Here is a 17,539-nt window from a genome sequence, read left to right as displayed (position 1 = left end):
GATAACCACCCGGGCCCCACAGATCTCAGAGAGGCAACCCATGAGGCAACCGACCCGATTGCGATCGCGGATCGCGATGCTGGCGGCGACGATGGTCGCGGCCCTGGCCGCGGCCCTGTTGAGCGCCGCCGCAGACCCGTCGCCCTCCCCGGCACAGGCCGACCCGCTGCCCACGACCTTCCGCTGGAGCTCGTCGGGCGCACTCGTCGCTCCCCAGCAGACCGCCCCCGGCCGGACCCTGGTGTCCATCAAGGACCCGTCCGTGGTCCAGGTCGACGGCAAGTACTACGTGTACGCCACCACCGCCGACACCAACGGCGGCTGGTCCCTGACCTCCTTCGGCGGGTTCACCGACTGGTCCCAGGCCGGGCAGGCCACGCAGTACCACCTGAGCCGGACCCCGATCGGCGGCGGCTACCGCGCCGCCCCGCAGGTGTTCTACTTCGAACCCGACAACCAGTGGTACCTGATCTACCAGACCGGCCTGCCCTCGTTCTCCACCCTCACCCACCCGTCGCAGCCGCAGAGCGCCTCGGCGCCGCGGAACTTCATGAACAACCACGGCATCGCCGACGCCGGCTCGTCGTACATCCTCGACTACTGGATCGCCTGCGACGACGTCAACTGCTACCTGTACTTCAACAACGACAAGCAGAAGTTCTACCGCGCGCAGACCACGGTGGCGGAGTTCCCGAACGGCTTCGGCGACGTCGAGCTGTTCATGGAGGCCCCCAACCAGAGCCTCTTCGAGGCCACCAACGTCTACAAGGTCGGCGACACCGATCAGTACCTGCTGATCGTCGAGGGCATCGGCTCGAACGGCGTCCGCTACTTCCGGTCCTGGACCTCGAACCGGCTCGACGCCAACTTCAGCGAGTGGAGGCCGCTGGCCGACACCCAGTCCAACCCCTTCGCGGGCGCCGCGAACGTCACGTTCCCAGGAGGGACCTGGACGGCCGACATCAGCCACGGCGAGATGATCCGCACGGACGGCAACCAGACCATGGAGATCGACCCGTGCAACATGCGGTACCTCTACCAGGGAAGGAACCCCAACTCCGGGGGCGACTACTCGCAGCTCCCCTACCGGCTCGGGCTCCTGACGCACACCAACCCGACGCCCGACTGCGGCGATCCGGGCAACCCCGGTGGTGATTCGGGTCAGGTGCGTGGTGTGGGTTCGGGTCGTTGTCTGGATGTGCCGAACCAGTCGACGACGAACGGGACGCAGGTGCAGATCTATGACTGCTGGTCGGGTGCGAACCAGCAGTGGACGTATGCCAACGGCGAGTTGTCGGTGTACTCGGGCGGGTCGCGCAAGTGCCTGGACGCCTCGGGTGGCGGTACCGCGAACGGGACGGCGGCGATCATCTGGACCTGTCATGGCGGGGCGAACCAGCGGTGGAACGTGAACTCGAACGGTTCGATCACGAACGCCGCGTCGGGGTTGTGCCTGGACGTGTCGGGGGCCTCCACGGCCAACGCCGCCCTGGTCCAGCTGTGGACCTGCCACGGCGGCACCAACCAACGCTGGACCATCACATAGTCAGCACTCCGAGTGAAGAGGCCGGGCGGCCCGAACGGGCCGCCCGGTTAACCGGTTGGCGCGGTGAGGATGCCGCCGCGATACTGCTGGGATGACAAGCGCGCGGCACTGGCCCCAGGGCCGGCTCGGCATCGACTTCCCGAAGTTCCTGCGCTGGTACGGACTCGAGGTCCGGGGCGAGCCGACGCCGTTGACCGGAGGCGAGGACAACCGGCTCGCCCGGATCGCCACCGACAAGGGCGATGTCGTCGTCCGCGAGTACGCGCGATCGGGCCATGCCGAGGTCAGCGCCGAAGTCGCACTGCTGGAGCACCTCGCGGCGGACGGGTTCCCCACTCCGATGCCGATCTTCCCGGAGTCGGGCGAACGGGTGGCGCTCGTCGGCGGGAACCCGATCGTGGTATTCCCGTTCGTCTCCGGCAGCGTCCCCGCGGCGATGACGGCGCCGCTGGCCGCGCAATGCGGGGCCCTGCTGGCCCGGATGCACGTCAGCACCCGGGACTGGACCGACGAGCGGATCCCGGTCATCGACCGCCGCGACATCCTCCGACAGGCCACTGCGAGCGACGTCAAGCTCGCCGGGGCCCGGTTCTGGCGCTCCGAGACCCGCGGTTTCCTGGAGCGGAACGCCGAGGACCTGGACCTGCTCGACCGGTTGCCGTCAGGCCCCCTCCACCACGACCTGCACCGCCGCAACCTCCTCGTCGACGGCGAGGAGATCATTGCGGTCCTCGACTTCGACGAACTCAACCGGGGGCCGCTGATCCTCGATCTCGCCCGTTGGTTCCACTACACGGCGCTAGAACAGGACGACATGCGCCTCCCCGCCGGCCTCGCCGAAGCCGCGACGTCCGGATACCAGAGCATCAGGCCCCTCACCGACGCCGAACTGCGGCTCCTCCCCCTGGCGTTCGACCTGGCCGGCATCGTCGACGCGGCGGCCTTCATCATGTGGGCCGCACCGTACCTGGGCCTCGAGTCGATCGGCGAGTGCCTCAGTTGGAAGTCGTATCTCGCGAACCGCGCCGGCTGAGACGCGGGCGAACCGCTTCCGGCTCAGGCCGGCTCGGTTCGCGTGATTCGGATCAGCAGCCGGTCTCCAGGCCGCGGCCGGGGGCGCCTTCGGTGTCGAGGAGGTCGCCGGCCTGGGCCGCGTACTCGGCGTCGTTGACGGCTCGCCGGTCGATCAAACCTCGAAGACGTCGGCCGTGCGGCTTGCGGTGACGGCTCGCGTCGTCCAGGTGAGCAGTTCCTCGGGGTCGGTGCAGGTCTGGATGCGTTCACGCTCGGCTTCGGTCGGCTCGAGGCCGCGCGCGGCGAGCACTGCAAGGAGTGCTCTGGCCTCGCCCTCCACACGCCCTTCGTCGCGGAACTCCTGCTTGAGCTCGGATACGTATCCGTAGGTCATGGTCTTCATTATCTTCTTCCAGATCTCTCGTTGGCAACCTTCGCCGAGGCCGCCCTCGACGAACTCGGCGTAGTAACGGGCGGTGTCGGTGTCGAGCGTCTCGAGGGCGCTCATCAACGGGGGCATGGCACGCTCGATCTCAGGGCGAAGGCGCTGTGTCAGCAGGGCGAACACCGAGAAGACCACGTCTTCGGCCGCTTCGGCCGGGTCGGTGATCAGCGGCTTGATGTCGGGGAACGACGTGGAAGAGCCTGCGAACCGAGCGGGTGAACAGTCCTGGGTCGTCGCGGAAGAGGTGATGGAGCGCTTCATGGGGAATTTTCGCCATGCGGCGACTGTAAGTTCGACTCGGCAATGGAAGTCACATGCGACACGCGAGTCCCGTTGTCGGGCATCCGACAGCGGTGCCGCCGACGCGGTGAAGACGGGATCTCACTCCTGAGGGGACGGGGATCGATCAGTGCCGACCCCACCGCGTGCGGCTGGTTCGTCCACGGCTCGGTTCGCGTGATTCAGATCAGAAGCCGGTCTCCAGGCCCCGACCGGGGGCGCCTTCGGTGTCGAGGAGGTCGCCGGCCTGGGCCGCGTACTCGGCGTCGACGAAGAGGTCGTAGCGGTCGGCCTCGATGCCGGAGACCGACGAGAAGTCGCGCCGGCCGCCGGTCAGGGCGTGCGAGATCAGGCCCAGGAGGCCGCCGACGACGGCGCCGAAGACCGCGCCGTACAGCATCAGCAGGAGGCCCGCGATCAGCGGGTTGACCCAGTCGAGGAGGCCGAAGATCCAGCCGAAGAGCGCACCGAGGACGGCACCGGAGATCGCCGACGAGCCCGCGGCCCGCCACATGGTCAGCCGGCCCGTGACGCGCTCGACGCTCCGCAGGCCGCGGCCCACGATCACGGTGTGCTCGACGGGGAAGCCCTGGTCGGAGAGGTAGTCCACCACTCGCTCGGCGTCGGCGTAGCTCGCATACGAGCCGACCGCCAGCTGGCCGGCGTCCGCCGCACCCGATTCGGTCGGTTCCTCGTATTCCGGTCGATCCATCTCACACCCTCCTTAGGTTCGACATGGTCGTACGCCCAGGACTTCCCACTTCTCCAATATGGAAACCCGCGCGCAGCGCGCTCGCGGTCGCATCCCGGCCGCATCTCCTCGGGATCGGGCGCCCCTCCGGCACCGTGCCGTGAACCACCAACCGGCTTGACCTGCCACTATGCCCGAATTAATCCAATTCGCACAGATAAGATGAATCCTCCTTGGATTCTGGGGTATGGCCTCCTCCTGGCCCGAGCAATCACTCATCGCGACCCCGTCTCCCGACGGGCGAGAGGAGGAGGACATGCAGTCCACCTACGGGCACGACGGCTCCGGCACGGGCGGCAAGCCCGCGGAGACGGCCCACAAGACCAAGGACGCGGCCAAGGAGGTCGCCGGCACCGCCAAGGAAGAGGCCCGGCACCTGGGAGACCAGGTCAAGTCCGAAGTCCAGAGCATCACCGAGGACACCCGCGAGCAGCTCCGCCAGCACGCGTCCGAGCAGGCCGACAAGGTCTCCGGCTCGCTGCGGCGCCTCGGCGACCAGGCCGGCGCGCTGGCCGAGGGCCGCCCCGAGGACGCGGGGCCGCTGGCCGACTACATGAACACGGCGGCCGAGCGCCTCCGGCACGTCGCCGAACGCACCGAGGAGCGCGGCTTCGAGGGGCTCATCGACGACACCAAGCGCTTCGCCCGCGAACGGCCCGCACTGTTCCTGGGCCTTGCCGCAGTGGCGGGCTTCGCGGCCGGCCGCCTGATGCGCGGCGGCGTCGCCTCGCGCAAGGAGCAGGCGGACCGAGAGCCGCGGCGCGAGGACTGGACGCAGCGCGACCAGAGCACCGCGCCGCAGACGTACACGCGCGAACCGCGGCCGTACCCGGTCGAGAACGACATGCAGGAGCCCTACGTCCGCGAAACCGGCCCGTACCCGATGGAGGACGCCGCAGGCCAGCGCTTCCGGCCGTCCGAATACCCGAGGGATTAGGAGGTCACGTCGACATGTCACAGGACACGTGGCAGCGCGCCGATCAGAAGGAGGCGCGCGCCGGGCAGGTGCGCCCTCAAGGCGAGCGCCTGCAAGACGAGCGCTCGCTCGGCGAACTGCTGAACTCGGCGGCGCACGACATCGGACGACTCGTGCGCCAGGAGGTGGAGCTCGCCAAGGTCGAGCTCCGCGAGGAGGCGGGGAAGGCGTCCAAGGCGGGCGCGAAGATCGGCGCGGGGGCCGTGATCGGCCACCTCGCCCTGCTGCTGGCCTCGTTCGCCGCGGCCTGGGGGCTGGCCGAGGTCGTCCACCGGGCGTGGGCGTTCCTCATCGTCGCGGTGGTGTACGGCATCGTCGCTGCGGTGCTCTTCGCCATGGGCCGCAAGCAGTTCCGTGAAATGTCGGCCGTGCCCCGCCAGACGGTCGAGACGTTGAAGGAGGATGCCTCATGGGCACGCGAGCAAGTGAGATTAGGGAGGACATCGCCCGCACGAGGGAGAACCTCGGCGAGACGATCGACGCGGTCGAGGACCGCGTGAGTCCGCGGCGGATGGCCGCGCGCGGCAAGGAGCGGGTCCGCCGGAAGCTGCACAACGCCAGGGAGAAGGTGATGGGCGTCGACGTCGACTCGCAGCAGGTGGAGGACCAGATCAAGGGCAATCCGCTCGCCGCGGGCATGATCGCCTTCGGCGCGGGCGCCCTGGTGGCCTCGCTGCTGCCGGCCGACCGGAGCTCCAAGGAGGCGGCGCAGGCGCTGGCCGAGAAGGCCGAGCCGATGGTTGAGGACGCCAAGGCCGAGCTCAAGGAGGTCGGGAGCGACATCGGCAGGAGCGCGGGCGAGAGCGCCAAGGAGTCCGCGCACCGCTTGCAGGAGGAGGCGAAGACGTCCGCCCAGCATGTGAAGGAGGACGCGCGCTCGTCCGCCGAGCAGGTGAAGGAGGAGACCGGCCGCTCCTCGGGGCAGACCGGATCGGACCCGTACCGCACGCCGGGGCGGACCGGAACCGACCCGTACGGCACCTCGCGCGAGACCGGTTCCGATCCGTACCCCACCGCAGGCGAGATCCGGCGCGAACAGCCCGGCGAACGCGGCTGGTAGCGGGCGGCTCGGGCCGCGCCCGGTTCACCGAACCGGTGTCAATGCCCCGGCTTCCGGCGCAATGCCGGAAGCCGGGGCATGTCCGTGCCCAGAGTGGTGACCACCAGGTCCGGGGCCGCCGCGTTCGCCTGCGGTCAACCGGTGCATTCGCGGAAGATCTCGCCCTTACGGGTCCAGAGGCCGATGGCGTGGTCGAGGACGGCGCGGATGCGTTCGTCGTCGAGCCAGTCAAGGTTGTCGGGGGCGGGGGCCAGGCGTGGGAGGCAGTCGAGGTGGGTGACGTGGCCGAGCAGCGCCGGTGTGTGTTCGGTGAAGGTGAGGCGGAAGGTCGGCTCGTGCCAGTGCCAGGCGAAGGCGAGGGTGCGGTCGGCGACCTCGCGGTAGCCGAGGACGGGCAGGCCGTCGGCGAAGCGCAGGGTCATCCGTCGACCTCCGCTTCGTGGCGGGCGGCGTGGTGCCAGATCGCGGTGGCCCGTTCCCTGGCGGTGCGGCGCAGCGGCGAGGTCCATTCGGCGCGGTAGAGATGGAGGCGGGCGAAGGGTGAGCCGATGCGGTTGATGTAGCCGAGGTCGACGGCGGGTTCGGGTGCGATGCGGCGCAGGCGCACCGAGGTGGTGGAGCCGCCGGCGAGTTGGTAGACCTCGATGCGGCGGTGTTCGAGGGTGAAGCGGCCCAGGACGATGCGCTCGGGGTTTGGGTTCATGCGGCACCGCCGTCCCAGGAGAAGCCGATCAGGGTGGTGAGGACGTCGCGGAGGGAGTCCGAGCCGATGCAGGAGGCGAGGAGTTTGACGGCGGAGCGGCGTTGGGGGCAGCCGTGGGCGCCCCAGGTGTGGTGGCACCATTCGCAGCGCAGGCGGCCGAGGCCGAACCAGGTGCGGTAGGGCTTGTGGAGTTCGAGGTCGATTTTGACCGAGGCGGGGACCGGGTCATGGCGTACGCTGAACGAGACCACGGGAGGTTTCCTCTCTGGTAAGGGGCGGGCCGCCTCCGGACGCCAATCAGGATGGGCGGCCCGCCGCGTTTCTATTCAGTTGGTTTTCTGGGACGCGTGATACACGCGTGCTGAAACCATTGCATGACCATTCGCGAACGGCAAGCAGCGACACGCAACTGCGCCGCAAGCGTCTAGGGGATGTCCCGTGAATCAAGCCGGCCCGGAGCACGACTGGTCGGATCCCGCTCCGCGCGTCCCCGGCAGCGTTCAGGCGCTGGCGGCGGGCGGTCATACTCGGTGCCGACGCACGCGCGGAGGCCAAGCCTCCGGCAGGGAGGCAGGAAGTATGAAGCAGCCGCAGCGGTCCCGGGCGGTCCAGTGGCACCTCACCGCAGACGGTTCGGCGGTCCAGGCGTACCCGAAAGCCCTCGACCACGTTGATCCGAAGCAGGAGGCGCCGAAGGGGCTGAAGTACATCCGCTACGCGACCACGCGGCGCCTGGCGCTGGCGGACCTGTACGCCTTCGAAGAGGCCGTCGACAAGACCGTGGCGCGCGACAGCCGCATGTCCTCGGCGGCGGCCCTCACGGGTGTGATCGGGCTGGCCGCGATGATCGTGTGCTGGATCGTCCTCCCCGCGATCGGCGTCGACGGCGGCTGGACGCAGATCCTCCGCATCGCCGCGATCCCGGTCCTGGTGGTCGGGATCGCGGGCGTGATGTTCACGCCCGGCTTGACGGCCCGCAGCATCGATGGTCTCCGGGCCGAAGCGGGCCTGGACGTCTCGACCCTTGAGGTCCTCAAGGAACCCGACGCGCTGGCCCTGCTCCACGCCCCGGGGACGGTCTCCGGCCCCGGCATCGCGGGCGGCTAGGGCCTGTCCTGTGAATCATTGAGTCGGATCATGGTCGCGGCGATTACCAGGCTCGCGCGGTAGACGGACGCCCGCTGCTGGGGTCCGGTGTTGGCTCGGTGGCGTGCAGCTGGTTCGCGGGGTTGAGGTCAGAGCGGCAGCGACGAGAAAGTGTCGGCCGGGCGAGTGTTCGAAGCTCTCGGCGGGGGCGGGTGGCGCTCGCCCCGGGGTTGGGGTCGTACGAGATTGCTTGGGGCGCTTGGGATCCGGTGCGGATATGTGAGTGTTCTCCAGTCGTGTGGGTGATGACGGTGTCGCACAGGGGTGCGAGAATTGGGGTACGCACAGGGACAGGGAGTTCGGTGCAGGTGCAGGGCGGTGCAAGCAGACTGAGACAAGCCTCTGGCCGGCCGGTAGACCACACTGACTTCGAGGCAGGGCCCCCGACGCAAGCGGTCGGAACCGGGTCGATCTCATCCCTCACTGCGATCGGGACCCGCAGCAGTCAACCGGCCCCACCCCATGGAGGGGGTGGGGAGGTGATCGGGCGGGGGATCGACCGGTCGGGATCACCCCGCCGGCGGCAGTGCTCCAACGAGGCACAAGACCGGCAAGGCCATGGGAGACGACAACACACTTGCAAGCACGACAAGGATGACCCGGCGCTGCGCCCCGCGCGCACGGCCCCCACGGGCATCGCCGGTCAACGACCGATGTCGCTGCTGCCCTTCACAACTCAACAGGGGATGCACCAACACGCGGCGCCGCAGGGTGCGCGCAGGGTGGATGCTCGCTGGATGGAGGCGAGCAGGCCGCGCCGGGCCTGGCACGAGGCCATGGGAAGCGGTGAGCGTCGCGCGAGTGTGCGCTCAGGCCGCAGCCGGGAACGCCACAGAGTGCGCACCGATCTGGCGAGAGGCAAGGAAGCGACGCGCGAGTGTGCGCTCAGGCCGCACCGGTCCGCCGCCGGTGCTGAAGCGATCGGAGCCGATGGTGCCAACGTGCGTTTGCGGCTGGCGGATCGGCGTCCGCCGGGGTCGGCTCGGTGTGCAGTTGGACTGGACGGGAGCGGATCCGGTGCGGGGCCGAAGTGGGCCCCGGGGTCCGTGCGGGAGCTGGTGCGCGAGCGTGCTCTGGAGCGCTGGGGCCGGGCCGCCGCGCCCGCCGGAGCCGCAGGGGCCGAGCAGGATCGGATCCCGCGCCTCCCGGGGGCACCGGGGCCGGAGCGGGCGTGGTTGACCTGGGCCGGTTCGGTGCCTGGATTGGCTGCACGAACGCGGACAGACCCGGCGGCGGGAGCACAGTGGCGGAGTGGTGGGGATGATGGTGAGTATGCGAGCCTGCCGCGAGGCGCTGATCGCTACACGCGAGCGGGTGAGGCTGGTGGTGCGAGCGCAGTGGGCGGAGTCCGGTGTGGTCGCGCGAGTGCGCGAACCTGCCCATGAGTGCTGGTCGCGCCTCCGGCCTGGGGTGAAGCGGTGCCGAGCAGAGCAGTGCCGGGCCGCAAGGCCGCCAAGGCCGCCAAGGCCGCCAAGGCCGCCAAGGCCGAGCATGCATTGCCGAGCCCGATCACTCCAGGCCATACCGGACCCGATCGAATCGCACGGGTACGCGGGAGCCATCAGCGCCCGCCCGGACCTAGACCAGATCGCGACCCGAGCCCCGGAGCGCACCGCAGCCATGCACGCACCCGGTCGTCGGCGCCGGTTCGAACACCGGCCCGATGAGACCTGGAGTTGACCGGGCTCCGGTTCGCGGGCACGCGATGGGGTTCGACGCCGGCCGAAGCGGACCCGGCCACGGCGACATGCCTCCGATGCGTACGGCTCAACCCGCCATCGGTGCCCTTCCAGACCTGGTGCGGATCGCGACCCGAGACCCGGATCGCGCCCGCAACCGCGCACGCACCCGGTCGTCGCCGCCTGATCGAACACCGGCCACGACCAGACCCGGGCGGGACCAGGCACCGGTTCGCACGCAGTCGAAGCGGTTGGACGCCGGCCCAAGCGGACCCGGCCACGGCAACACGCCTCCCACACTCGCGGCCCAACCCGCCGTCGGTGCCTTTGAGGACCTGGCGCGGATCGCGACCCGAGGCCCCGGGCTTGGCAATCCATAGGGGTGTCAAGCCGGCGACCTGTATGAGACGACCGTCCTCGTCGCAGCCATCACGAGTGGCTGTGATCGCGTCACTAGAGCTCGTGGTCCTGGGCCAGCTGCTCCCAGCGAATGTTGTGCAGCCCAAGGTCGGCGTCCTCGCTCGGCGGGAAATCCAAGCCGGTCTGGAACCAGACCACGATGAGAGCGGAACAGTGCAGCACCGGGTCGAGTTCAGGAGCGACAGCGGTCGAGCGGAAGGCGCCGATGCAGGCCACGGATGGCAGCACCTCGACGGGGCCGAAGGCGCCGGCGGGCTGGTCCGGGTACTTGCGGGCGGGTGAAACCAGATGGACCGGTGTGGAGGGAAATGCACGTTCAGCCTGCCGCTGGAGGCCCCTGACCTTCATGTCGTTGATGGACTTGCACGGGTAGCCCTCCAGCACTCCTCCGTAGGTTGAAGACATTCGCAAGTCGGTGAGCTCGATCGAGCGTCCGGACGCGAGGGCTATGCGACTCAGCGACATGCAGACACCCTATGTATGAGCATCGGTTCCGACATACGGCCCTCTGCCAAGTTGCCGTCGGCTGGCTCGCCACCGTCACGTCGCCGTCATCAGCGACTGCTCACGGCATCGCAAATGCGGCCAGGGCGAGCCGCGTTCCACGCCTGCACAGGCTGTCCGCCCCCCGGGGGTCGCATCCGGCGTTTCGTTCTCCGGCGGTGTTGTCGGTTATGGACGGGTCCTTCGCTCCACCGGTCCGGCTGGGAGAATGGAGCCCGGTGCGGTTCCTTCAGCCCGCCGAACGCCCCTGTGCCACCGAGTTCAAAAGGACCGGGATGGACCACCCCGAACCCTCTGCGCCGCAATCCGACCGGCGGCCGCGCCGGCCGGTGGTCCGGCTCGCCGCCTGCGCCGCGCTCGGTGCCGCCGTCATCGTGCATGGCTCGGCGGGAAGCTGGAAGTACTTCGGCTTCATCCTGCCGCAGGCCTGGAGCATCGCCGTGCTCGCGGCCGTCCTCGTCGCCGGTCGGCGGCTCACCCGCCGGACGCGGCGGTGGCTGCTGTGGTCGACCCTCCCGGGCATGATCGCCCAGCAACTCGCGTACATGGCCGACCACCAGCGAGGTGACCTGCTGGTGGTCGTCGCGTGGCTGGTGCTGCTCGTCGGCCTCGAACTCGCCGACGGCACCGCCGCGCGGCTGCATTACGCGCTGCTCAGGCTGCGGTATCGCGGTCTGCTGGAAGGCGGCGAGGAGTCGGCGGAGCGGCTGGAGCAGGCGCTCGGACGCTGGGGCAGGCGGCTCGCGATGGCCGGCGCCCTCACTGTCGCGGTGACGCTCACGGTCACTTGGCCGCGATACGGGGAGCTGGCGGCGAACTGGCGCGACTGGGGCTTCGGTCCCGCTGTAGCGGACCAGGTCTGGGTGACGGTGACCGGCGCGGTCATCGGCAGTTGGCTCGGGCGGCTGATCGGGTTCGGGCTGCTGGGCAGGACCTTGCGGCGTCTCGGCGTGCACCTGCGCATGGTCCCGGTCCATCCCGACCAGGCGGCCGGGTTGAAGCCGATCGGCGACTTCTACTTCTACCACTCGCTGCTCGCGAACCTGCCCGCCGCGTTCCTCGGCACCTGGATCCTCATTCTCTCGCTGGCGCAAGGAGTTCCGGCGATCGACCGGTACCGCCCGTTCCTCGGCCAGTACCTGACGCTGCTGGCGGTGGCGGTGCTCATGGGGGCGCTCGCGTTCGTCCTGCCGCTGTTCTCGATCCACCGGATCATGCGGCGGCAGAAGCAGGAAGTGCTGCTGGCCGAGGCCGACGGGCTCTCCTTCGGGATCGAGGACGCACACCGGCGGGCCGGGCGCGGCGACAGCGAGACCGAGGCCGCGAAGCAGCGGCTCGAGGAGCTGGTCGAGCGGTTCCGGTTGATCGAGGCGACGCCGATCTGGCCCATCGACCCGTCGATCCGCCGGCGGTTCACGGTCAGGAACCTCGTGCTGCTGCTGCCGTTCGCCGGGTACTTCCTGGGGGAGAGCCCGATCTGGCAGGACGTGACCGACCTAGTGCGCGGCATCGTCTGACCCGGCCGGACGGGCCCCGGGTAGGGCAGGCGGTACCCGGGGTGCGGGGGTTTCCAGGATCGTGTCAGGGCGTTGGCGCCCATACGGTTCGAGTATGAGAAGAAGACGAATCGCAGTCGCCGCCACGGCGGCGCTCGGGCTGGTCGGCGGGCTGTCCGCCGCCCACTTCGCTTCGGCCGACCCGGCGCGGCCGGACGGCGGACTCGACACCGCGCTGCTCGAACAGCGGCTCGAGGACTTCGCCGGGCTCACCGAGGGATCGGTGCTCGTCGAGGTGCGCGGCGGGGACGACACGTGGAAAAACGCTGCCGGGCCGCGGAGCCTCGAAGAGGACGCGCGGGACGCGCGGGTCGGGGACCGGGTGCGGATCGGGAGCGTCACCAAGTCGATGGTGGCCGCGGTCGTGATGCAGCTCGACGGCGAAGGCGCGCTGGACCTGGACGATCCGATCGGCGAGTACCTGCCGGGTCTCCTCCCGTACGAAGCGGATCCGACGATCCGGCAGCTCCTCCAGCACACGGCCGGGCTGCCCGACTGGGTCGAGGTCGTGTACCCGGGACTGAGCGAAGGCGACCTGAGCGAGGTCCGCGAAGGCTACCGGGACCGCTACGAGCCGGAGGAGCTGGTCGCGATCGGCACGCAGGGGCCGCTGCTGTTCGAACCGGGCGAGGACTGGGCGTACTCGAACACCGGGTATGTGGTCCTGGGCCTGCTCATCGAGGAGCGCACCGGTCACGGCCTCCGCCACGAGCTGCGCGAGCGCGTCTTCGAGCCCGCCGGCATGGACGGCAGCTACTTTCCGCACGACGGGTCGTCGGGTATCAAGGGGAAGCACTCGACGCCGTACATCACGACCGGCGACCCCGACGATCCGTACTTCGACGCCACCTGGGCCAGCAGTTCGCAGCTCGGGGCCTCGGGCGGCATCGTCTCCACTGTGGGCGATGTGAACGACTTCTACGACGCCCTCACCGACGGGACCCTGCTCACCGCCGACCAGTTGGCGGAGGCGACGGCGTTCGTCGAAGGCGGGCAGGGCTTCCAGTACGGGCTCGGCCTCGGCGGCGTCCAGGTCGGGTGCCCGGACGATCCCGAGGAGGTGTTCATCGGGCATGTCGGCGACGGGACGGGCCACCAGACCCAGTCGTTCCACTCAGCGGACGGGGAACGCCAGATCACGCTGTCGTGGAGCGTCGACGACAAGCACGGCTACACCGATCCGGCGGCGTTCGAGGAGGCGCTGTTCGGGATGCTGACCGCCGGGCTGTGCGGCGTCTGAGTTCCAGCGAAGGGCGCCGGTGCGGGTCACCGGCGCTTTTCGGCTTCGAAGCGGGTGGTCTTCATGAGCAGCGACCACGGGGATCGGAACGAGGTGCGGCCGGTCTCGGCGAGCGTGTCCGCGAAGGCTTCGAACGGGGCCCGCGGGAAGTCGTAGTCGAGCAGGCGGCCCCCGTCGCGGAGGACGCGTTCGATCTCGGCGGCACCGGTCTCCGGGTCGGACCAGTGGTGGGAGCTGTAGGTGGTGACGACGAGGTCGAAGGCGCCGTCGTCGAAGGGCAGGGCGGCGACGTCGGCGGTGCGGAGGTCGGGGGCGGCGGGGAGGTCGGCGAGGTTGCGGGCGGCATGGGCCGTCATGTCGGCCGAGATGTCGATGCCGGCGAGGCGGAGGTCGGGCCGGACGGCGGCGAGGCTGCGCAGGAGCAGGCCGGGGCCGGTGCCGACGTCGAGGAGCGCGGCGCCTTCGGGGGCGGCGGCCGCGATGTCGGCGGCGATGCGGCGGTACTGGGACTTCATGAGGAGTCGGGCGAGCCGGTTGTAGGTGCGGCTGGCGCGGCCTTCGATGGCCTCTCCGTGGCGGTGGTGACGGTGGTGGTCGTGCGGCATGGCGGCCTCCCGGATAGTTGTACGGTACAACTTTTCTTCGAGTCTACGACGATCGGTTGTACGATGCAACCATGACGGAACGGGGCGGCACGGCACACGACGCGCATCACCTGCACCACCTGCTGATGGAGGTCGTGCGCACCGCCGAGTTCGCGCTGATGGCGCACGTCGTCCCCGGTCGGCCGCTGTCGATGTCGCAGTTGTTCGCGATCCACGAACTCGACCACCACGACGGGATGTCGCAGCGCGAACTCGCCGAGCGCCTGGGCCTGGAGAAGAGCAGCGTCAGCCGCCTGGTCGCCGACCTGGAGTCCGAGGGCCTGGTCGCACGCGAACGCGACCCCGGGAACCGGCGGCTCTACCGGCTCCAGATCACCGCGGCCGGCCGACGGCTGCACCGCAAGGCCGCGGAAGTGCTGCACGAGCGGTACGAGGGCTGGGCCGCCGCGATGACGCCGCAGGAGCGCGACGGCCTGGCCGCCGGGCTCCCGGCGCTGCTCCGCGTCATGCGCGCCGGCCGGGGCTGAACCGGGTTCAGCCCACCAGGTCGCGCCAGAAGCCGATCACGCGCTCGGCCGCACCCGGGTCCGGAGCCCCGAACCCGCGCCGCACGTCGAACTCGCGGCGCACGTAGTCCGGCAGGTCGTCGCCGTAGACGATGATGTCGGTGCCGTGCATCGAGAGCACCGGGTGCCCCCAGTTGCCCCGGCCCGCCGGCAGGTAGCGGTGGGAGAACACCGGGACCATCCGCGGGACCCGGTCCAGGCGCGCGCGGGCCGCCGCGAGCGCGTCCGGCGTGGACTCGGGGCGCGGGCCCCAGTCCGGGTGCCAGAACGTGCCGTGTCCGACCTGGAAGAGGACCCCGTCGACCGGCCGGTCCAGGCGGGCCCGGAGGTGCTCGGGGTCGCCGCCGCGCCAGTCCGGCCAGCCGCGGGAGTGCTCCGCGTCGAGCGGGAGGCCGGCGGCGAGGAAGCTGCGGTGGTCGTCGCTGAACTCGAACCCGAAGGTCGATTCGATCCGGGCGAGTTCGGCCTCGGTGAGGCCGGGGTCGATCCGGCATGCGTCGGCGGCGACGAGGGCGCGGGCGGCCTCGCGGCCGATGCGGGCGGCGAGTCGGCCGGCGGTCATGCGACCGGGGCGAGCGCGCGGGCCTCCGAGCGGGACCGGGTCGCCTCGGTGACGCGGTCGGCGAAGGCGTCGACGGCGGCGGTGTTCTCCCCCGCCCGCCAGACCAGGCCGTAGCGGACCGGCGGGGCGTCGACCACCTGGACGTAGGCGACCCCGGGCCGGGGCTGGTACGCGGCGGTGTGGGCACCGGTGAGCATGGCGCCCTTGCCTCCCGCGACGAGCATCAGGGCCTCCTCGAGCCGCGTGAACCCCGGCCCGGCCGCGATCGGGCGGCCGCCGGGGGTGCGCCGTGGCGTCTGGACCTCGCGGCGGTACTCGGGGACGTCGCCCTCCATCTGGAGCAGGGCGGTCTCCGCCAGGTCCTCCATGGTCAGCCACGGCCGGGCCGCGAGGGGGTGGTCGGCGGCGACGGCCAGCATGCGGCCCTCGGTCATGAGCGTCGCGCCCTTCGCCAGGTCGTCCTCGCGGACCGGCAGCTCCATGAACTGGATGTCGTACTCGCGGTCGCGGAGCCGGGTGAACGGGTCGGCGAACGCCATCTCGCAGATCTCCACGGTCAGCTCCGGGTAGGCCGCGCGGAGGTCGTCGACCACGCGCATCGCGATCTCGCCGGTCAGCGGCGCGGAGAATCCGACCCGCAAGGTGCCGCCGATGCCGCGCGCGGCGGCCGCCGTCCGGGCCACGGCCGCCTCGATGGCGCGGTGGTGCGGCTCGACCTCGTCGCGGAAGCGCGCACCGAGGTCGGTGAGGACGACGGTGCGGCTGGTGCGCTCGAACAGCGGCGCGCCCAGGCGGCGCTCGAGCCGCTGGATGAGCTGGCTGACGCGGGCGCGGGAGAGCCGCATGCGCGCGGCCGTGCGGCCGAAGTGCAGCTCCTCGGCCAGGATCAGGAAGCATTCGAGTTCGTCGCGCTCCATCGGTTCCTCCGTATCGGTAAGCCTGACTGAACGAACGTTGCGGGCTTCGCCGTTGTTCCCCCGCGCGTCCGGGCCGACGATTGGCGGGCCAGAGAATCCACCGCCGATCAAGGAGTACCTGTGAAAGCCCGTGAATGGGGTGTGCTGCTCGTCCTTTCAGGAGCGATCTTCCTGGAGGGCATCGACATCGCCATGCTCAACATCGCCCTGCCCTCGATCCGCCACGACCTCGGCCTGTCCACCGGGTCGCTCCAGTGGGTCGTGAGCGCCTACGTCCTCGGCTACGGCGGCTTCATGCTGCTGGGCGGCCGGGCCGCCGACATCCTCGGACGACGCCAGGTGTTCCTGGCCGCGCTCGTGGTGTTCCTGCTGTTCTCCGGCCTCGGCGGGCTCGCCCAGGACGGGGCCGTGCTCATCGCCGCCCGGTTCGTCACCGGCCTCGCCGCCGCGTTCATGACCCCCGCCGGGCTGTCGATCATCACCACCGGGTTCGAAGAGGGCCCCAAGCGCGACCGGGCCCTGATGATCTACGGCGCCATCGGCGCCGGCGGCTTCACCCTCGGCATGGTCATCGGCGGCCTGCTCACCGCCGCCGACTGGCGCTGGGTGTTCTTCATGCCGGTCGGCCTGTCGCTGGTCCTGCTCGTCGCCGCGGCCGTGCTCATCCCCCGGTCGCCGCGGCCCGACCGCACCGGGCAGCGGTTCGACCTGCTCGGCGGCCTCACCATCACCGCCGCCGTGGTGCTGCTCGTCCTCGGCGTCGAACGCGCCGCCCACGTCAGTGCGGTGTGGACGGCTGGGACGGTCGCGGCGAGCCTCGCGCTCATCGCCGCGTTCGTCGCGGTCGAGCGGCGCACCGCCGCGCCCCTGGTGCGGCTCGGGATCTTCCGGTCCGCGTCGCTGGTGCGCGCCAACGTGGTCGGCATCCTGTTCATGGCCGGATTCTTCGGCTTCCAGTTCCTGGCGGTGCTCTACCTCCAGGAGCTGCGCGGCTGGTCGACGATCGAGGCGAGCCTCGCGCTGCTGGTCGTCGGCATCGACGTCGCCCTGGCCCCCACGGTGACGCCGAAACTGGTGCAGCGCTTCGGGAACGCCCCGGTGCTGCTGGCCGGGCTCGCCGCCGCCGCGGCGTCGTTCGCGCTGTTCTTCACCGCCGGAATGGAATCGACCTACCTCGAGCTGCTGCCGAGCCTGCTGTTCATGGGGCTGGCGTTCACGCTCGCGTACGGGCCGCTCACGATCATCGCCACCAACGGGATCGCCGAGGACGAGCAGGGCCTGGCCGGCGGGCTGCTCTACACCTCGTTCCAGTTCGGCGCCGCGATCGGGCTCGCCGGCGTGGCCGCGGTGAACGTCGCCGCGACCGCTTCCGATGCGCCGCAGGCGCTGCTCGACGGCTACCGGGCGGCGATGCTGGTGCCGCTCGGCGCGGCCGTGGCCGCCGTGGCCGTCGGGGCGTTCAACCTGGGGCGGCGCACGCCGGCCGACGTGAAGGAGCCGGCGCTCGCGGGCGCCGCCTGACCGGAGACGGCAGCGGCGGTGGGGATCCCACCGCCGCTCATCGTCGCCG

At 70.5% G+C, this 17,539-nt stretch carries 19 protein-coding genes; 10 read left to right on the top strand and 9 right to left on the bottom strand.

Going from position 1 to position 17,539, the window contains the following annotated elements; translation table 11 throughout:
- Positions 1–40 precede the first annotated feature (40 nt).
- Both GFD30_RS14395 and GFD30_RS14390 read left to right on the top strand, forming a co-directional pair.
- Complete coding sequence (locus GFD30_RS14395; RefSeq protein ID WP_227996296.1) at positions 41–1,546, top strand: non-reducing end alpha-L-arabinofuranosidase family hydrolase; 1,506 nt, start codon at positions 41–43, stop codon at positions 1,544–1,546.
- Positions 1,547–1,637: 91 nt separating this feature from the next.
- Positions 1,638–2,579, top strand: a complete 942-nt coding sequence (locus tag GFD30_RS14390) for a phosphotransferase enzyme family protein (protein WP_153025896.1) — start codon at positions 1,638–1,640, stop codon at positions 2,577–2,579.
- A 153-nt stretch (positions 2,580–2,732) separates the two neighbouring features.
- Here the strand turns inward: GFD30_RS14390 and GFD30_RS14385 are convergent, their stop codons facing one another.
- Both GFD30_RS14385 and GFD30_RS14380 read right to left on the bottom strand, forming a co-directional pair.
- Positions 2,733–3,266 carry a hypothetical protein gene (locus tag GFD30_RS14385; protein ID WP_153025895.1) on the bottom strand — a complete coding sequence of 178 codons (534 nt, stop codon included), beginning with the start codon at positions 3,264–3,266 and terminating at the stop codon, positions 2,733–2,735.
- A gap of 205 nt (positions 3,267–3,471) precedes the next feature.
- Entirely contained in the window at positions 3,472–3,996 is a 525-nt protein-coding gene (locus GFD30_RS14380; protein ID WP_227996293.1) for a general stress protein, read from the bottom strand.
- A 295-nt stretch (positions 3,997–4,291) separates the two neighbouring features.
- Between GFD30_RS14380 and GFD30_RS14375 the strand changes: the two genes are divergently transcribed.
- From GFD30_RS14375 to GFD30_RS14365, 3 genes are read left to right on the top strand one after another with little or no spacing between them, the layout of a single operon-like run.
- A complete protein-coding gene (locus GFD30_RS14375; protein WP_153025894.1) occupies positions 4,292–4,972 on the top strand; it encodes a hypothetical protein in 681 nt (226 codons plus the stop codon).
- Positions 4,973–4,986: 14 nt separating this feature from the next.
- Positions 4,987–5,511, top strand: a complete 525-nt coding sequence (locus GFD30_RS14370) for a phage holin family protein (RefSeq protein WP_153025893.1) — start codon at positions 4,987–4,989, stop codon at positions 5,509–5,511.
- Positions 5,421–6,071 carry a DUF3618 domain-containing protein gene (locus GFD30_RS14365; RefSeq protein WP_153025892.1) on the top strand — a complete coding sequence of 217 codons (651 nt, stop codon included), beginning with the start codon at positions 5,421–5,423 and terminating at the stop codon, positions 6,069–6,071. Before GFD30_RS14370 ends, GFD30_RS14365 begins: the two co-directional genes overlap by 91 nt.
- A gap of 134 nt (positions 6,072–6,205) precedes the next feature.
- Here GFD30_RS14365 and GFD30_RS14360 read toward each other — a convergent pair whose 3' ends face one another.
- Genes GFD30_RS14360 through GFD30_RS14350 form a run of 3 tightly spaced genes read right to left on the bottom strand, consistent with a single transcriptional unit; the run spans position 6,206 to position 7,025 of the window.
- Positions 6,206–6,493, bottom strand: coding sequence for a hypothetical protein (locus tag GFD30_RS14360; protein WP_153025891.1), 288 nt, complete (start codon positions 6,491–6,493; stop codon positions 6,206–6,208).
- Positions 6,490–6,774: a hypothetical protein gene (locus GFD30_RS14355; protein WP_153025890.1), complete on the bottom strand. Its 285-nt coding sequence runs from the start codon at positions 6,772–6,774 to the stop codon at positions 6,490–6,492. Before GFD30_RS14355 ends, GFD30_RS14360 begins: the two co-directional genes overlap by 4 nt.
- Positions 6,771–7,025 carry a hypothetical protein gene (locus GFD30_RS14350; RefSeq protein ID WP_153025889.1) on the bottom strand — a complete coding sequence of 85 codons (255 nt, stop codon included), beginning with the start codon at positions 7,023–7,025 and terminating at the stop codon, positions 6,771–6,773. The genes GFD30_RS14355 and GFD30_RS14350 overlap by 4 nt, the downstream gene beginning before the upstream one ends.
- A 328-nt stretch (positions 7,026–7,353) precedes the next feature.
- On the opposite strand from GFD30_RS14350, the gene GFD30_RS14345 reads away from it, so the two are divergent.
- Positions 7,354–7,881 (top strand): hypothetical protein, encoded by a 528-nt coding sequence (locus GFD30_RS14345; protein WP_153025888.1) that lies wholly within the window; start codon positions 7,354–7,356, stop codon positions 7,879–7,881.
- 2,171 nt (positions 7,882–10,052) lie between these two features.
- Here GFD30_RS14345 and GFD30_RS14340 read toward each other — a convergent pair.
- On the bottom strand, positions 10,053–10,484 hold the full coding sequence (locus GFD30_RS14340) for a hypothetical protein (protein WP_153025887.1): 432 nt from the start codon (positions 10,482–10,484) through the stop codon (positions 10,053–10,055).
- Between the two features lie 314 nt (positions 10,485–10,798).
- On the opposite strand from GFD30_RS14340, the gene GFD30_RS14335 reads away from it, so the two are divergent.
- Both GFD30_RS14335 and GFD30_RS14330 read left to right on the top strand, forming a co-directional pair.
- Positions 10,799–12,040, top strand: a complete 1,242-nt coding sequence (locus GFD30_RS14335) for a hypothetical protein (protein WP_153025886.1) — start codon at positions 10,799–10,801, stop codon at positions 12,038–12,040.
- Between the two features lie 94 nt (positions 12,041–12,134).
- Positions 12,135–13,319 carry a serine hydrolase domain-containing protein gene (locus GFD30_RS14330; protein WP_153025885.1) on the top strand — a complete coding sequence of 395 codons (1,185 nt, stop codon included), beginning with the start codon at positions 12,135–12,137 and terminating at the stop codon, positions 13,317–13,319.
- 26 nt (positions 13,320–13,345) lie between these two features.
- Here the strand turns inward: GFD30_RS14330 and GFD30_RS14325 are convergent, their stop codons facing one another.
- A complete protein-coding gene (locus GFD30_RS14325; protein ID WP_153025884.1) occupies positions 13,346–13,924 on the bottom strand; it encodes a class I SAM-dependent methyltransferase in 579 nt (192 codons plus the stop codon).
- 71 nt (positions 13,925–13,995) lie between these two features.
- Between GFD30_RS14325 and GFD30_RS14320 the strand changes: the two genes are divergently transcribed.
- On the top strand, positions 13,996–14,451 hold the full coding sequence (locus GFD30_RS14320) for a MarR family winged helix-turn-helix transcriptional regulator (protein ID WP_153025883.1): 456 nt from the start codon (positions 13,996–13,998) through the stop codon (positions 14,449–14,451).
- 7 nt (positions 14,452–14,458) lie between these two features.
- Here GFD30_RS14320 and GFD30_RS14315 read toward each other — a convergent pair whose 3' ends face one another.
- Both GFD30_RS14315 and GFD30_RS14310 read right to left on the bottom strand, forming a co-directional pair.
- Positions 14,459–15,052 carry a hypothetical protein gene (locus GFD30_RS14315; RefSeq protein ID WP_153025882.1) on the bottom strand — a complete coding sequence of 198 codons (594 nt, stop codon included), beginning with the start codon at positions 15,050–15,052 and terminating at the stop codon, positions 14,459–14,461.
- Positions 15,049–15,969 carry a LysR family transcriptional regulator gene (locus GFD30_RS14310; protein ID WP_153025881.1) on the bottom strand — a complete coding sequence of 307 codons (921 nt, stop codon included), beginning with the start codon at positions 15,967–15,969 and terminating at the stop codon, positions 15,049–15,051. Before GFD30_RS14310 ends, GFD30_RS14315 begins: the two co-directional genes overlap by 4 nt.
- A gap of 120 nt (positions 15,970–16,089) precedes the next feature.
- Between GFD30_RS14310 and GFD30_RS14305 the strand changes: the two genes are divergently transcribed.
- Positions 16,090–17,490, top strand: a complete 1,401-nt coding sequence (locus GFD30_RS14305; protein ID WP_322633244.1) for an MFS transporter — start codon at positions 16,090–16,092, stop codon at positions 17,488–17,490.
- The last annotated feature ends 49 nt before the right edge of the window (positions 17,491–17,539 follow it).

The organism is Glycomyces albidus (assembly GCF_009451885.1).
GTDB lineage: Bacteria > Actinomycetota > Actinomycetes > Mycobacteriales > Micromonosporaceae > Glycomyces > Glycomyces albidus.
The sequence above is the reverse complement of the archived record's forward strand: the minus strand, read 5'-3'. Positions and strand labels throughout refer to the sequence as shown.